Here is a 14,345-nt window from a genome sequence, read left to right on the forward strand (position 1 = left end):
GACCTGCTGCGCCGCCGCCCCGATGTCGCGGCCGCCGAGGCGCGGCTGCACGCGGCGACCGCGCGCGTCGGCGTCGCGACCGCCGACCTGTTCCCGCGCTTCACGCTGTCGGGGCTGCTCGGTAGCGCGACGAGCAGCTACGGGTTTTTCCGCGCCGGCAGTGATACCAACCTGATCGCGCTCGGCATCGACTGGTCGTTCCTCGATGTCGGCCGCGTGCGTGCGCGGATCGCCGCGAGCGACGCGGAAGCGGCCGGCCAGCTTGCACAGTATCGGCAGACCGTGCTCGGCGCGCTGGAGGAAACCGAGAACGCGTTGCTGCGTGTCGCCCGCACGCGTGACGAGACCGCGCACCTCGTGCGTGCGGCCGACGACAGCGCACGCGCGGCGCAGCTCGCGCAGGCGCGTTTCTCGGCCGGCGCGATCGACTACTACGAAGTGCTCGACGCGCAGCGGACGCTGCTGCAGGCACAGGATGCGGCGGCCGACGGGCGGATGCGCAGCGCCGCATCGACGGTCGCGCTGTACAAGGCGCTCGCGGGCGGCTGGCCGTCGGGCACGGAGCGGGGCACGCCAGGTCCGCTCGCTCGGTCGGGGCAGTAGCGTGAGTGGCGCGGCGCGACGACACGCTCGGCGGGCGGCGGGGAAGGCGACGATGGCGATCGCACGAGAGGGCTATCGTTCTCGCGGTAAAATTTGATTGCAACTGCAATCAAGCGAGAGGAACGCCCCGACATGAACGCAACCGAACCCGATCTGTGGTTCTCGTTCGTCCGCGCGCATCGGACGATGATTCGCGAGATCGAGCGTCGCCTCGCGGCGGCTGGCTTGCCCGCGTACGCGTGGTACGACGCCCTGTGGGGGCTCGAAAGCGGCCCCGACGGCACGCGCCGCATGCACGAACTGGCCGACGTGCTCGCGATCGAGCGCTACAACCTGACGCGGCTCGTCGACCGGCTCGAACAGGAGGGGCTCGTTACGCGCACGCGCTCGGCGGACGACGGCCGCGCCGCGTTCGCGAGCATCACCGACAAGGGGCGGGCGCTGCGCAAGAAGATGTGGAAGGTGTATCAGTCGACGGTCGCCGAGCTATTTCTCGACCAGTTCACCAGCAAGGACCGGACGGTGATGATCACCGCGCTTGACCGTGCGACCGCTGCCGCGCGCGACGCGGCGGCCGACGCGAAGTAACGTATCCGGCACACGGCGCGCCGAACGCTGACACCGCCGCGCCCGGCGGCGCGAGCCGCCGCGTCGTCAGCCGTTCGAGGCAGGCTGACGCGGCGCGGCGGGTATCGGGTGTCCGCACGGGCGGACCGGGTCGCGCCGTCTGCATGTCCCTCCTTCGAGTACTGGCATGTCGCCGGCGACATCGATTCCGGCATAGGATTGCAATTGCAACGATTGTAGTTGCAACGACAACCCGACGACAAGGACCGACATGACCTCGACGCACTCCCTCACGTTCTATACGGCCGACACGCCGAACGGGCACAAGATCGCGATCTACCTGGAAGAGGCCGGGCTCGCACACGATCGCGTGCGGGTGAATCTGTCCGCCGGCGAGCAGCGCAGTCCGGCGTATCTCGCGATCAATCCGAACGGCAAGATCCCGGCCATCGTCGACCACGATACGGGACTGGCCGTATTCGAATCCGGCGCGATCCTCGGCTATCTCGCCGAGAAGACGGGCTGCCTGCAGCCTGACACGCTCGCCGAGCGCACGGCGGTCCAGCAATGGCTGCATTTCCAGATCGGCGGGATCGGGCCGATGCTCGGCCAGTTGTGGTGGTTCCTGCATGCATCGAAGACGGGCAACGCGGAAGCGATCGACCGCTACCGGAAGGAGGCGCTGCGTCTCTACGGCGTCGTGAACGCTCGCTTGTCGGAATTGGCGTATCTCGCGTCGTCGCGGTATTCGATCGCCGACATCGCCGCGTTTCCGTGGCTGCGCACAGCGGGCGAGCTCGATCTCGACGTTGCCGGCTTCCCGCACGTCGAGCGCTGGCTTGCCGAGATCGCCGCGCGGCCGGCCGTGCAACGAGGCCTGATCGCCTGCCGCGCGCCAGTGGCCGAGGCGGCGCATTGAGATCGCATTGCCCGCGCCGCATGGACGGTGCGGGCGCCTGCCGCCCGCTGCCCGCCGGCCGGGAAACATCGTTCTCCTTCGTCGTAAGCGTCTCGAATGCGTGATATTTGCGCAGCTCGATCGGTGTAGCGTGGCCGTGAATCGATGACGATATGGCGTATGGCCGCCACCCCGGGCCGTACAGACGCATGACTAGCTGGAGAGCCGATGCTTAGCATCGCGGCCGCCGGCCTACCGCGGCAGCGGCCCGATCATTACGCTTGGGCGATCATCCACTCTGTCCGGAAGGTCGCCATGTCCCGGCTCGACTACAAGCTGCTCGGCCCCTGCCTGCTCGCCATCGCGCTCGACGCGATGGGGTTCGGGCTCGTCTATCCGATGATGTCCGCTATTTTCAGCGACCCGCACGCGGGCATCCTGCCGGCCGACGCCGGCGTGCACGCGCGCAATTTCTATCTCGGCCTCGGCTACGGGATCTACCCGCTGTGCATGTTCTTCGGTTCGTCGCTGATGGGCGAGCTGTCCGATCGCTACGGCCGCCGCCGGGTCCTGCTGCTGTGCGTGCTCGGCCTCGCGGCCGGCTACGCGATGATGGCGGCCGGCGCGTGGCATGCCAGCGTCGCGCTGCTGCTGGCCGGCCGCGGGCTCACCGGCCTGATGGCCGGTTGCCAGGGCATCGCGCAGGCGGCCATCACCGATCTCAGCACGTCCGACACGAAGGCGTACAACATGAGCATCATGTCGCTCGCGTTCAGCGCGGGTGTGATCGTCGGCCCGGTACTCGGCGGCGTCACGTCCGACCGGACGATCTCGCCGCTGTTCGACTACGGCACGCCGTTCATGCTGGTCGCCGCGTTGTCGCTGATCTGCGCGTGCTGGACCTGGGCGGCGTATCGCGATTCCGCCGCGCCGCGCGGCGATACGCGTATCGATCCGCTGCTGCCGCTGCGGATCATCGTGGAGGCCGCGCGTCAGCGCGACGTCGCGTTCCTGTCGGTGGTGTTCTTCCTGATGCAGGTCGGCTACGGGCTTTACCTGCAGACCATCATGCTGCTGTTGCAGGCGAAATTCGGCTATACGAGCGCGCGGCTCGGATTGTTCAGCGGCGTGATCGGCCTCTGCTTCGTGTTCGGCCTGCTGTGCGTCGTACGGCTGATGCTGCGCGTGTGGCGCGTGATCGATATCGCGAAGACGGGCCTGCTGGTGGCCGGCCTTGGCCAGATCCTGTCCGCGCTGTTTCCGCACGAACCGGTGCTGTGGGCGCTCGCGATGGTCGTCGGCTGCTTCGACATGGTGGCGTACACGACGATGTATACGGCGTTTTCCGATGCCGTCAGCGACGATCGGCAGGGCTGGGCGCTCGGCGTCGCGGGATCGGTGATGGCGGTCGCGTGGGTCGTGACGGGCGCGTTGACGAACCTGCTGCCCGTATTCGGCGAGACCGGCTTGCTGCTGATCGGCGGCGCGGGTTTCCTGCTCAGTTTCGCGATGATGGCTGCGTACGGCCGCACGCGGCCGGGCGCGCGAACGGCCGTGTTGTCGTAGGCGGCTCACACGCACGTTGGCCCGATCCTGTCGGACGTTGTCCCGCGCGCCGCTGTCGCATCATGCCGCGCGGCCCGACACTGGCGCGTCGCGGCCGGAGAGGTTCCGGGCTGCGTGCGGCGGCGCCGGCTGGCCCGGCGTGCCGTTCCATCAATGTGCCAACCGAGAGAGCATGCCATGCAACATCCGACCATCCGTACCCTGGCCGGCGCGAGCGCGCCGACGTCGATCGCCGCCGCCCGCACCGCGCTGCTGGTGATCGATTTCCAGAACGAATACTTCAGCGGCCGGCTGCCGATTCCGGACGGGCCTCGTGCACTGGGCAATGCGCGGCGCGTGATCGCGTTCGCCGACCGCGCGGGCATTCCGGTGTTTCACGTCCAGCACGTCGGTACGGCCGACAGCCCGATCTTCGCCGACGGCAGCGACGGCTTCCGCTTTCACTCGGACCTGCAGCCGGCACCGCATCACGCAGTCGTGAAGAAAACGTCGGTGAGCGTATTCCCGACGACGGACCTCGATGCGCGGCTGAAGGCGGCCGGCATCGACACGCTGATCGTCACCGGCCTGATGACGCATGCGTGCGTGGCCGGCGCGGCACGCGATGCGGTGCCGCTCGGCTATGCGGTGATCGTCGTCGACGATGCATGCGCCACGCGCGACCTCGACGTCGCGGACGGCGGTACGGTGCCGCACCGCGACCTCCATCGTGCGACGCTGGCCGCGCTGTCGGACACGTTCGGCGACGTGCTGACGACCGAGCAGGTGCTGGCGCTCGGCGTCGTGTGACGCCGGGTTCGCGCGTCGGTCGGCCCAGTCCGGCGGCCGCCCGATGCGCGGGCTCCGTGCTTCAGAACATCGTGTTCCGGTTCGCGGACGTTTCGGGTACCGGCTGGATCACGTCCCAGTGTTCGACGATCTTGCCGTCCTTCACGCGGAAGATGTCGACCACCGCTTCGCCGCGATCGCCCGGACGCTCGGTCGCATGCACGTGCAGGTAGACGAGGTCGCCGTCGGCCGCGCTGCGGACGATGCGCGCGCGTGATGCCGGGCTCTTCTGGAACGCGCCGACGAAGTACGACACGAACGGCTGCTTGCCGTCCGGCACGTGCGGGTTGTGCTGCTTGTAGTCGTCCGCGACGACGGCGGCGGCCTCGACCGCTTCGTGCCGGTTGAAGAAGCGGTCGTAGAACGTCAGCACGAGCTGGCGGTTGGCTTCCTCGGCGGCGAGGTCGCGCGTGGCCGGGCCGGTGGCCAGCGCGGCCGTCGATGCGGCCAGCAAGACGAACGCGGCAACGGCGCGAACGGGGGAGCGGAACGAAGGCATGTAGCGTTTTCCTTGGTTGACGATTCGTGGGCGGATGCGCGAGCGCTACCGGGTGTTGCGCGAGTCGCGACGACCCGCGGGCGATGACGGCTTGGCCGCGGGATGCATGTCGTATCGGCACGAAGGTTTCGCCGACCGGACCATGAGGTTGCAGGTGCCGGGATGGCGAGGCCGCGCGGCATCGTCATGCTTCGTTGAACTGGCGAATCCGGAGCGGCTGTCGGGCCGATCGAATGGTACAGTTGCCGCGAACCCGTCACAAGAAGTCACCGCGGTGTGAACAGGTCACGCCGCGGTGACCGTGCATCGCCCGTGAAAGAGACTCCCGTCATGCCGCTTCCGTCCGCCGACGAATCCGTCGAACTCGATCAGCCGTGCCCGATCCGCGATGTGCTCGACCGCATCGGCGACCAGTGGAGCCTGCTCGTGCTCGAGGCGCTGGCGGGCGGAACGATGCGCTTCAACGAACTCGGTCGCGCGATCGGCGATGTGTCGAACCAGATGCTGTCGCGCACGCTGAAGCGGCTCGAACAGGACGGCTTCGTCAGTCGCACGCTGTTCGCCGAGGTGCCGCCGCGTGTCGAATATGCGTTGACCGACCTCGGCCGTTCGTTCCTGACGCCGATGCAGGCGATGATCCGGTGGGCCGACGAACATCATCGCGCGATCTGCGCGGCGCGCCGTCGGGCGCGTGAGCTGGAAGAGGGCGGACACTGAGCGCGGCGCACGCATCGGTTCGCTGACTGACGATGTGCGGCAGATGAGCGCGATGGGTCGAAGCATGGCCGGATGCATTCGCATCGCCATCGCGTGACTTCGTTATCCGAAGGATGTCGTCGAAATGGGCGGCCCGACGACAGGTTGACCGGGCACCCCTGCCGTAGCGCATGATTCCGTGCCGCGGACGGCGGCGGTTCTCGCGCGCCGTTCCGCTCGGACGCTTCATTGGCCGAAGCCGAGCCGCCGCTTACCGCCACGAACCGTCGACGTAGATCCAGACCGACCCCTGGCGGCGCCAGTAGCCGGGCACCCAGCGGCGCCCGGGGCGCCGCGCGACCCAGCGACCGGACACCCATATATAGCGGCCGCGCTGCCAGCGCCAGTAGCCGTCCGTCCATATATAGCCGTGCGGCCGTGGTGGTGGCGGGCGACGGTCGTGGCGTGCCGCCGGCGGCGCGAAGCGCGGCCGATCCGCATAGGGCGGCCGGCCGGGGGCATGGTTCGGGCCGGCGGGCCGGTACCCGGGCGGGGCGGGCTGGGCCGCGGCGGCGCGCAGCCAGCCGGTGCCGACGAAGGCGGCGGTCAATCCGATGGCGCGCAGCAACGAGCGTCGATTCATGGCGGTTCCTGTTCTGTATTCGAGGCTGCCTTACATTAGCCTGCCGGTACGCTTACCGGGTTACGCGGGCGGTTAAGGCTGTTACCGCGTGTCACGGCAGGCGCGAGCCGCCTTTTCCCTTTCTGACGGCTGACGGGATCTCGCCGTGGCGCAGGCGTCGCTCCTGTTTACCGGTCGAGGGCGACGTTTTAGATGCGGGATGGCCAATATTTGAGATTGAATCGGGTAATAATTTCCGATTTCGGGGTGCTGAACCGAATCCGCTTGTTGTTTCTATGCAACCGTCAAGACGATGACATGAAAGAATGGTGCGATGAAAGCCTCCAAAAAGCCCTCGTCAAGAAGTCAAAAACAAGCGTTAAAACAAATACTTATGACGCGGCCCCACTTTCATTATTTCTAGTTCTGGAAAAGCTTATTTCTTTATTTGCGGATCGCTCCCCTAGGGTACACCCCTAAACTCACGGTTCCCAAACGGGCAACTATCCGGGCGCCGCCAGCAGGACCGATGGCGCTCCCGGGCGGTTGCAGACCGTTTATGAACAAGGTCGCGAGACCTGCCTCTTTTTAGAAGGGAGCTCCACGAATGAACAAGACTCTGATCGTTGCAGCAGCTGCAGCATCGTTTGCTACCGTCGCTCACGCGCAAAGCAGCGTCACGCTGTACGGCGTGCTGGACGCAGGCATCACCTACCAAAGCAACGTCGGCGGCAAGTCGCTGTGGTCGATGGGCTCGGGCATCGACCAAAGCCGTTTCGGTCTGCGTGGTTCGGAAGACCTCGGTGGCGGCCTGAAGGCAATCTTCACGTTGGAAAGCGGCTTCAACATCGGTAACGGCCGCTTCGCAAACGGCAACGGCGGCATGTTCAACCGCCAAGCTTTCGTCGGCCTGTCGAGCCAGTACGGCACGGTCACGCTGGGTAAGCAGTATGACGCAACGCAAGACTACCTGGCGCCGCTGACGGCAACGGGCTCGTGGGGCGGCACGTACTTCGCGCACCCGCTGAACAACGACCGTCTGAGCACGAACGGCGACGTCGCGCTGAACAACTCGATCAAGTACACGAGCGCTAACTACGCTGGCCTGCAATTCGGCGGTACGTACTCGTTCTCGAACAACACGAACTTCGGCAACAACCGCGCATACAGCGGCGGTCTGTCGTACCAGTTCCAAGGTCTGAAGCTGGGTGCAGCATACTCGCAAGCAAACCTGGGTGACGGTACCAACACGAACGGCGCATCGACGCTGGGTGGCCAAGGCCGTGTCCGTACGTACGGTGCTGCTGCTGGTTACGCATTCGGCCCGGCACAAGTCGGCGCTGCATGGACGCAATCGCGTATCGACAACCAAGCTGCTGGCGTTCCGACGCTGCGCGCTGACAACTACGAAGTCAACGCAAAGTACAACCTGACGCCGGCTCTCGGCCTGGGTGCTGCTTACACGTACACGAACGCGAAGGTCAACAACGGCAGCTCGCACTGGAACCAGTTCGGCGTGCAAGCTGACTACGCGCTGTCGAAGCGCACCGACGTGTACGCACAAGCTGTGTACCAGCGTGGCGCGAAGGGCAACAACATCGTTGGCACGGGCATCTACAACGGCGACAACACGACGGCATCGAGCTCGTCGGTCAACCAAACCGCAGCAACGGTTGGTCTGCGTCACCGCTTCTAAGCGTGACGGGCGGGGTAACCCGCTTCGCAGCATCAAAAAAGGCGCCTTCGGGCGCCTTTTTTTCGTCTGCCGAGTGCGATGCCGGCAATCCGGATCGTCCGGATGCAAAAAAGCGAGGCCGGTGCCTCGCTTTTTTCGTTCTGCGCGCGTATGGCGCGGCGCGGGTCGACCGGCGGCTCAACGCGTGTATTCGCCGTTGGCTTCCGGCTGGAACACGATCGCGGCAACCTTCATCAGTTTTTCGGCGCCGCTCGGCTGCATCACCTTGACCATCTGGCCGCGTTGAGTGCCGAGCAACGCCATGCCGACCGGCGAAAAGACGTTCAGGCGACCGAGTTCGAGGTTGGCGGCGTCCGGATAAACGATCGTCCACGTGGCTTGTTCCTGGGTCGCTTCGTCGAGCAGCGTGATCTGCGAGTTCATCGTGACGACGTTCGCCTTGATGGCGTCGGGCTGGACGATATCGGCGCGTTCGAGCAGCGTGTCGAGCATCGTCTGGAAGCGCGGGTTGTGCTCGGCGTGTTTTTCGAGGCGAGCGACATCGAGTTCGGTCAGCTGGTAAAGGCGTTGTTTCATGGTGGTTCTCCAAATGATCGGCGGGGCAGGCGTGGCGTGCCTATGAGGATCGCCCGGAGCCTGTCTAACCTGGCTCCGGGTGGAGACCGAGCGGTCAGATCAGGCGCCGGGCAGGGGCGAGCGGCGCCTGGGCCGTGCGTCGAGCGAGGGAATGCGCCGGCTGGCCGGCGCGCACGCGCACGGCGGCCGGGCCGGACGGCGAAACCGAAAGGGGCGTGAGCGCGTACATGGTGGACGGAATATCGACTGGCGAATAAAACCTTACGATTCTACAACACAACCTTCCAGACATGTGATCGGGTTGTTGGCGTTTCGTCAGCGATTGTTGTGTAGATGAAGCAAGTCGCGACGACCCTGTCCGGAAACAGTGGGCGATTTTTTCCAAAAATGCAACGCTGTATGTTCAAACTAAGGGTTTCCCCTTGGAGTGGCGCGCACTACACTAAATTCATTCGCTTCAGACAGTTCCTGCCGAGGCGACGTCAAAAGAGAACATATTCCGGAGGTAAATCATGAAGTCGATCATCTACGCAGCCATCGCCGCATCCGTCCTTGCCACTCCGATTGCATCGTTCGCACAGTCCGAGCAGGGGTTGACCCGCGCTCAGGTCAAGGCCGAACTCGTGCAGCTCGAGCAGAACGGGTACAAGCCGCTGGCGAGCGATTCGCAATATCCGAGCGACATCCAGGCTGCCGAGCAGCGCATCCAGCCCAATCAGCCGATGCTCGCGCAAGCCGATACGAGCGGCTACGGTGCCGTGGCGACGGGTGCCGCGCAAGGCGGCCGCCGCGTGACGCGGGACGCGCCGAATCCCGTGAATTCGGTGTACTTCGGTAACTGATTGAACATCCCCCCGGTCTGCCCGAGCGCACCGCTGAATTGACGAGACGCGCGAACTGCGCGCGTCGTCCGTCCGCAGGAGCAGAACCTCCGTCGCCGCATGCCGGCGGCTTTCCGCCCAGACGCTCACGCGTTTGGGCCTTTTTTGCTGCGCGGATCAGGCGGACGTGACGGTAGGCGTGCCGTGGATATAGTGTTCGAGCTGGCTGATCGTGAACTGCTGATCGGCAATCACGCTCTTCACGAGGTCGCCGATCGAGATGAGACCGACCAGCTTGCCGCCGTCGAGCACGGGCAAGTGGCGCATCCGGTGCTCGGTCATCAGCGCCATGCACTCGTCGGTGGATTGCGACGGTTCGACGTAGCGCACCTTCGCCGTCATGATTTCCTCGACGCGGGTGGCTTTCGACGAGCGGTCCTGCAGGACGATCTTGCGCGCGTAGTCGCGTTCGGTGACGATGCCCGCGATGTCGTCGCCGTCCACGACCAGCAGTGCACCGATGCCCTTTTCCGCCATCAGCTTGATGGCGTCGTAGACGAGATCGGACTTCGTGACGGTGTAGATGGTGCGGCCCGAATCCGGCTTGGCCTTGAGAATCTGCGCGACAGTCGTACTCATTCGCTTTCTCCGTGTGCAGGTCGATGCAGGGCAGGCGGGGCGTGCTGCGCGTCACCCGGTGAGCCCAGTATAGCCGGGCGGGCGGCGGCAGTCGCGTGACGTTTCCAGATTAGCGGTAAACTCCCGTCACGCACCATCCACACAACTCCTACATTCCTGAAGTTTCGATTGAATTCATGATGTCTTCGCGTCCCCAATCGCCCACGCCGGGCAATGGCCAGGCCGACGAGTGCGTGACGCTCGTCGCCACGGCGTCGCTGCCCACGCGCTACGGTACGTTCACGTCATACGCGTTTCGCGTATCGGGCAGCGATGCCGAACATCTCGCGCTCGTGATGGGCGACGTCACGGGCGAGCAGTCCGTGCTGACCCGGCTGCATTCCGAATGCCTGACCGGTGACGTGTTCGGCTCGTACCGCTGCGATTGCGGCGAGCAACTCGATCTCGCGTTGCGTTACATCGCGGCCGAAGACCGCGGCGTGCTGCTGTATCTGCGCGGCCATGAAGGCCGCGGCATCGGCCTGAGCAACAAGATCCGCGCGTACGCGCTGCAGGAGCAGGGGCGTGACACTGTCGAGGCGAACCTCGATCTCGGCCTCCCCGACGACGCTCGCGAATACGACTCGGCCGCTGCGATCCTGCGCATCCTCGGCGTGACGTCGGTGCGGCTGATGAGCAATAATCCGAAGAAGTTCGATACGCTCGTGAAGCATGGCATTCCTGTCTGCGAGCGCGTGGCGCTTGCGGTGCCCGTGCGTGAGGAAAACGAGCGTTATATCCGCACGAAGCAGACGAAGTTCGGGCATTACTTCGAGGAAAACGAGTAACCCGAGCCCATTTCTCGTCATCCGTTGTTCCGATCGTTGCCGGTACACGCGACGATCGCGATCTTTTCCCTTCGTTCGTGACGTCATCTGCGTTGCACGCGCCGTCTATCCGTTTCGCATTTCCATGACGATCACGCCATCCAGAATCGAAACCGAACGCCTGACGCTGCGCCGCTGGCGACCTGCGGATGCGGAAGCGTTATCAGCGATGCATGCGGATCCGGACGTGACCGCGTGGCTCGCGTGCGGTCCGATGTCGATCGACGAGGCGGGTGACGTCATTGCGCGCTTCAACGCGCATGTCGATGCACACGGCTTCGGTGTATGGGCGGTCGAGCGTCGCGCCGATGCATTGCTGGTCGGCGTTTGCGGCCTGTCGTATGAGGCCCGCACAACGCATCCGATGGCGCCATGCGTCGAGATCATGTGGCGACAGGCGCGCCACGCGTGGGGGCATGGCTACATTGGCGAAGCGGCCGTTGCCGCATTGGCCGACGGGTTCGACCGGATCGGGCTCGGCGAGATCTTCGCGTGGACGGCCGACACCAACCTGCGATCGCAACAAGTGATGCAGCGACTCGGCATGCTGCGCCAGCCCGCGCGCGATTTCGACCATCCCGCGTTGCCGGAAGGGCACGCACTGCGACGGCACGTCGTTTACGTCGCCCGCTGCGGCAGCCACGCCGCCGTGTAACCGCTCACGCGTGTCAGCCCGTCAACGCCACGTACCGTTCTGCAATACGATCCGGTAACCGTCGGCATCCTCGAAGGTCTGGCCGGAAATTTCCCAATACGGATTGAACGACGTCACCGGCATGAAGCCGTGTGCGGTCACGCGCTCGCACGCGGCCTCCCATTCCGGACGATCGGGCAGGTAGAACACGATCAGGTCCTCGGGCGTCGGCGACGGCGCGATCGGATGGTCGGGGCAGTGTGTGAACTCGAAGTGATAGTCGAGGCCTTCGCGTCCGAGCATCACGCCGGAGAAGCCGTCGTGATCTTCGAAGCGCGCCAGTACCGACAGATCGAGGCCGTCGCGATACATGCGTTCGGTGCGGGCGAGGTTGTTGACCGGGCGAGCAATGCGCAGATGGGCGTGCAAGATGACCTCGACGGGAAGTGGCGGGCCGATCAATGATAAGCCGGCTGATCGCGATTGGGCGAGGCGAACGGATCGTCTTTCGGGCGATACTGGCCGTATCGAACGATATCGATTCGGCCCGGCCAAGCGAATCGAATTGTGTCGAGCCTCGTCTCGCGAAAGAAAAACATGACGCATTTCGATCCTGTGTGCACTCCGCATCGCAGCGGCTACTCGTCAGCAAGACATTCGAATTCATGCGTCCGGCAGCGCTTGCCGCACGATGCGCGGACACGCGCATGCCGGTAGGGAGTTGACGAATGGGTAAGCCTGATCTGCGCCGGCCAGTTGCCGGACCCTATCGCCAGTCGCGATGGGCAGCCGGGCTGGAGGCCGCGTTCGGATGGGTGGCAAAGGGGACGTTGGTGCTGGCCGGCCTGGCGATGGTCGCGTTGGCGGCGCTCACGGGCGACGTCGGTGCCCTGACGGACCTGCCGACGACCAGGAAGGGCCGGCTGTACCTGCTGCTGGCGCTTGTCGTCGCGGTCGCGCTGATATTTGCGATACACCACTACTGGCTGCGACCGACTGGTATGCGTCCAGCAGGCTAGCCAGATGGGGAGGGTGATGTGGCCCCGTAAATCATTTAGGCAATAAAAAAGCCCGCTGCTGTGAGCGGGCTGAATCCATGTTTGGAGACATGGAGGAGACAGACGTAAATTTAAGGGAAAACCCGGACGTTTGCAAGCCCTCGTTGCATCCGCACAACTTGCCGCCGCGTGGCCAGCCTTGTGGCGGCGCGCGGCACGGCCGCATTCACATGCCGCCGGCCCGTGCATGCGCCGCAAACGCGCCAAACCGCTCTTGCGCGACCGGCAGCGCGTATTTGCTGCGCATCTCCGTCTCGATCCACGCACATGCCTCGCGCGCGCAGTCGGTCAATGCGTGCCGCGTCGCGTGCCCGTCGATGTCGTAGACGAAACGCACGCCGACTTCATCATCGTCGACCTGTCGTTCGAGCTGATTGAGCTGCAGTTGCGGCCCGTGCTGTTGCGACAGCGCGCGCAGTTCGTCGAAGTGATATTCGAGCCAGTCCGCGAAGAACAGCGCGTCGCTATGGCTGGGCAGGCGGAAGGCCGCGCTGCGCGACGGGCGCGCAGCGGTTTCGGCGGCCGCCGCTTGCGGTTCGCCGCCGGTGGCGACGGGCAGGGCGACCGGCGCGAGCGGGTGCCGAATCTGCCGGTACGGCTCGCGATCGCGCAATGCGTGCCATAGCAATTCGTCGCCGGCGGCGCCGGACGGCTGCATCGTCAGGTCGTGGCGGCCGTCGCCGGCCGGGGCGATGTCGCGGATCACGAGGCGCAGCGAGCACAGCGGCTCGTCCGCGACCAGCAGCGTTGCCGGGCGCGGCAGCCCGCACACGAGCGGCGCGGCGCCGACGGCACGAAACACGAGCCCGCGACGATCAAGCCGCACGAGCGGCAACGGCCTGGGAAACGACGGATAGGCGACCGCGATGCGGGCGCCGCCGGCGCTCGTCAACCCGGGCATCATCGCGCGAAAGACCTGAGACTGATCCACGTTGGTTCTCCTTCGTTACGATGCCGCCCGAGTGGAACGCGCGTTCCAACTCAGGCGGCGATAGCTTGCCGGGTAGTCTGCCCCGGCTCTATTCCTAGCGCAGCAAACGTTTGCGGATCGATGTCGATCCAGCACGCGACCACCAGACGCCCGTCTACCTGCTTCGGCGGGCCTGCGCGGTGCGCGTGTATGCCGATCCGGCGGAACAGCCGCTCCATGCTCGCGAACGTCACGCCGATCAGCTGCCGCGCGCCGAGCTGCGCCGCGCACTCGACGACGGCCGCGAGCATCGGACGCACGGCCCACTCCGCGTTGCCGGAGCCGCCTTCGTCGTCGGTCGCCGCGAATCGGGACAACTCCCAGACGGCGGCCGATTGCGGCAGCGGCATGTCCTCGGCGACCAGGTCGGCGAACAGCGACTTCAGCAGATACGGGCGCGTCGTCGGCAGCAGGCGCGCACATCCGCACATGTCACCGTCGGCGTTTCGCGCGAACACGTACACGGTATCGTCGCGATCGAACTGGTCACGCTCGAAACTTTCGTTCGCCGACGGGAGCGCCCAACCGAGCTGTTCGACGAACACACGGCGCCGATAGCGCCCGAGATCCGCCGCGAGTTCGTGTGGCAACCGCCCTTCCTCGTGAACGAAGGTCTGCATGGATGTCCTCGGATCTGTGCTTTTATATGCGTGCATTACAGCGCGCGGCACGAGGAGCCTGTAACTGGTAACTCTTACAGGGTGGCGACGTAAAGACGCCATTCGGGACGTGGTAGCGGTTTCTTGATCGACGGGATTGAAAACCGGGCGGCTTTTATTTATAAAGAGCGCCAGTCTGGCAAAATC

General features: G+C 65.2%; 18 protein-coding genes. 11 read left to right on the forward strand and 7 right to left on the reverse strand.

Going from position 1 to position 14,345, the window contains the following annotated elements:
- The 5 genes from JMF86_RS18770 to JMF86_RS18790 all read left to right on the forward strand — a co-directional run.
- The coding region (locus JMF86_RS18770) for a TolC family protein (protein ID WP_201317105.1) at positions 1 to 603 on the forward strand (603 nt) is incomplete at its 5' end.
- A 132-nt stretch (positions 604 to 735) separates the two neighbouring features.
- On the forward strand, positions 736 to 1,191 hold the full coding sequence (locus JMF86_RS18775) for a MarR family winged helix-turn-helix transcriptional regulator (protein ID WP_011547395.1): 456 nt from the start codon (positions 736 to 738) through the stop codon (positions 1,189 to 1,191).
- 250 nt (positions 1,192 to 1,441) lie between these two features.
- Complete coding sequence (locus JMF86_RS18780; protein ID WP_201317106.1) at positions 1,442 to 2,089, forward strand: glutathione S-transferase family protein; 648 nt, start codon at positions 1,442 to 1,444, stop codon at positions 2,087 to 2,089.
- 294 nt (positions 2,090 to 2,383) lie between these two features.
- The gene (locus JMF86_RS18785) at positions 2,384 to 3,634 is read left to right on the forward strand and encodes an MFS transporter (protein ID WP_041489373.1); all 1,251 of its coding nucleotides are present in this window, start codon (positions 2,384 to 2,386) and stop codon (positions 3,632 to 3,634) included.
- Between the two features lie 177 nt (positions 3,635 to 3,811).
- Positions 3,812 to 4,423: a cysteine hydrolase family protein gene (locus tag JMF86_RS18790; RefSeq protein ID WP_041489374.1), complete on the forward strand. Its 612-nt coding sequence runs from the start codon at positions 3,812 to 3,814 to the stop codon at positions 4,421 to 4,423.
- Between the two features lie 61 nt (positions 4,424 to 4,484).
- Here the strand turns inward: JMF86_RS18790 and JMF86_RS18795 are convergent, their stop codons facing one another.
- Positions 4,485 to 4,961 (reverse strand): nuclear transport factor 2 family protein, encoded by a 477-nt coding sequence (locus JMF86_RS18795; RefSeq protein ID WP_011547399.1) that lies wholly within the window; start codon positions 4,959 to 4,961, stop codon positions 4,485 to 4,487.
- Positions 4,962 to 5,291: 330 nt separating this feature from the next.
- On the opposite strand from JMF86_RS18795, the gene JMF86_RS18800 reads away from it, so the two are divergent.
- On the forward strand, positions 5,292 to 5,678 hold the full coding sequence (locus JMF86_RS18800; RefSeq protein WP_011547401.1) for a helix-turn-helix domain-containing protein: 387 nt from the start codon (positions 5,292 to 5,294) through the stop codon (positions 5,676 to 5,678).
- 250 nt (positions 5,679 to 5,928) lie between these two features.
- Here JMF86_RS18800 and JMF86_RS18805 read toward each other — a convergent pair whose 3' ends face one another.
- Positions 5,929 to 6,300, reverse strand: a complete 372-nt coding sequence (locus tag JMF86_RS18805) for a YXWGXW repeat-containing protein (protein ID WP_011547402.1) — start codon at positions 6,298 to 6,300, stop codon at positions 5,929 to 5,931.
- A 586-nt stretch (positions 6,301 to 6,886) separates the two neighbouring features.
- On the opposite strand from JMF86_RS18805, the gene JMF86_RS18810 reads away from it, so the two are divergent.
- Positions 6,887 to 7,975, forward strand: coding sequence for a porin (locus JMF86_RS18810; RefSeq protein ID WP_006480960.1), 1,089 nt, complete (start codon positions 6,887 to 6,889; stop codon positions 7,973 to 7,975).
- 177 nt (positions 7,976 to 8,152) lie between these two features.
- On the opposite strand, the gene JMF86_RS18815 is transcribed toward JMF86_RS18810, so the two are convergent.
- Positions 8,153 to 8,551 (reverse strand): GreA/GreB family elongation factor, encoded by a 399-nt coding sequence (locus JMF86_RS18815; protein ID WP_006486027.1) that lies wholly within the window; start codon positions 8,549 to 8,551, stop codon positions 8,153 to 8,155.
- Positions 8,552 to 9,063: 512 nt separating this feature from the next.
- On the opposite strand from JMF86_RS18815, the gene JMF86_RS18820 reads away from it, so the two are divergent.
- Positions 9,064 to 9,393 carry a DUF4148 domain-containing protein gene (locus tag JMF86_RS18820; protein WP_006480962.1) on the forward strand — a complete coding sequence of 110 codons (330 nt, stop codon included), beginning with the start codon at positions 9,064 to 9,066 and terminating at the stop codon, positions 9,391 to 9,393.
- Positions 9,394 to 9,549: 156 nt separating this feature from the next.
- Here JMF86_RS18820 and JMF86_RS18825 read toward each other — a convergent pair whose 3' ends face one another.
- The gene (locus JMF86_RS18825) at positions 9,550 to 10,011 is read right to left on the reverse strand and encodes a CBS domain-containing protein (protein WP_006480963.1); all 462 of its coding nucleotides are present in this window, start codon (positions 10,009 to 10,011) and stop codon (positions 9,550 to 9,552) included.
- Between the two features lie 176 nt (positions 10,012 to 10,187).
- Between JMF86_RS18825 and ribA the strand changes: the two genes are divergently transcribed.
- A complete protein-coding gene (ribA, locus tag JMF86_RS18830) occupies positions 10,188 to 10,838 on the forward strand; it encodes a GTP cyclohydrolase II (protein WP_006480964.1) in 651 nt (216 codons plus the stop codon).
- 124 nt (positions 10,839 to 10,962) lie between these two features.
- The gene (locus JMF86_RS18835; RefSeq protein ID WP_011547403.1) at positions 10,963 to 11,532 is read left to right on the forward strand and encodes a GNAT family N-acetyltransferase; all 570 of its coding nucleotides are present in this window, start codon (positions 10,963 to 10,965) and stop codon (positions 11,530 to 11,532) included.
- 21 nt (positions 11,533 to 11,553) lie between these two features.
- Here JMF86_RS18835 and JMF86_RS18840 read toward each other — a convergent pair whose 3' ends face one another.
- A complete protein-coding gene (locus tag JMF86_RS18840; protein ID WP_041489375.1) occupies positions 11,554 to 11,940 on the reverse strand; it encodes a VOC family protein in 387 nt (128 codons plus the stop codon).
- A gap of 299 nt (positions 11,941 to 12,239) precedes the next feature.
- Here JMF86_RS18840 and JMF86_RS18845 point away from each other — a divergent pair, with 299 nt between their 5' ends.
- Entirely contained in the window at positions 12,240 to 12,530 is a 291-nt protein-coding gene (locus JMF86_RS18845) for a hypothetical protein (protein ID WP_011547405.1), read from the forward strand.
- Positions 12,531 to 12,735: 205 nt separating this feature from the next.
- On the opposite strand, the gene JMF86_RS18850 is transcribed toward JMF86_RS18845, so the two are convergent.
- Together JMF86_RS18850 and JMF86_RS18855 are read right to left on the reverse strand one after the other, a co-directional pair.
- Positions 12,736 to 13,500, reverse strand: coding sequence for a hypothetical protein (locus JMF86_RS18850; RefSeq protein ID WP_041489376.1), 765 nt, complete (start codon positions 13,498 to 13,500; stop codon positions 12,736 to 12,738).
- A gap of 50 nt (positions 13,501 to 13,550) precedes the next feature.
- Positions 13,551 to 14,159, reverse strand: a complete 609-nt coding sequence (locus tag JMF86_RS18855; protein WP_011547407.1) for an acyl-homoserine-lactone synthase — start codon at positions 14,157 to 14,159, stop codon at positions 13,551 to 13,553.
- Between the last annotated feature and the right edge of the window lie 186 nt (positions 14,160 to 14,345).

It is taken from the genome of Burkholderia sp. E168m15 (assembly GCF_016586105.1).
Taxonomy (GTDB): domain Bacteria; phylum Pseudomonadota; class Gammaproteobacteria; order Burkholderiales; family Burkholderiaceae; genus Burkholderia; species Burkholderia orbicola.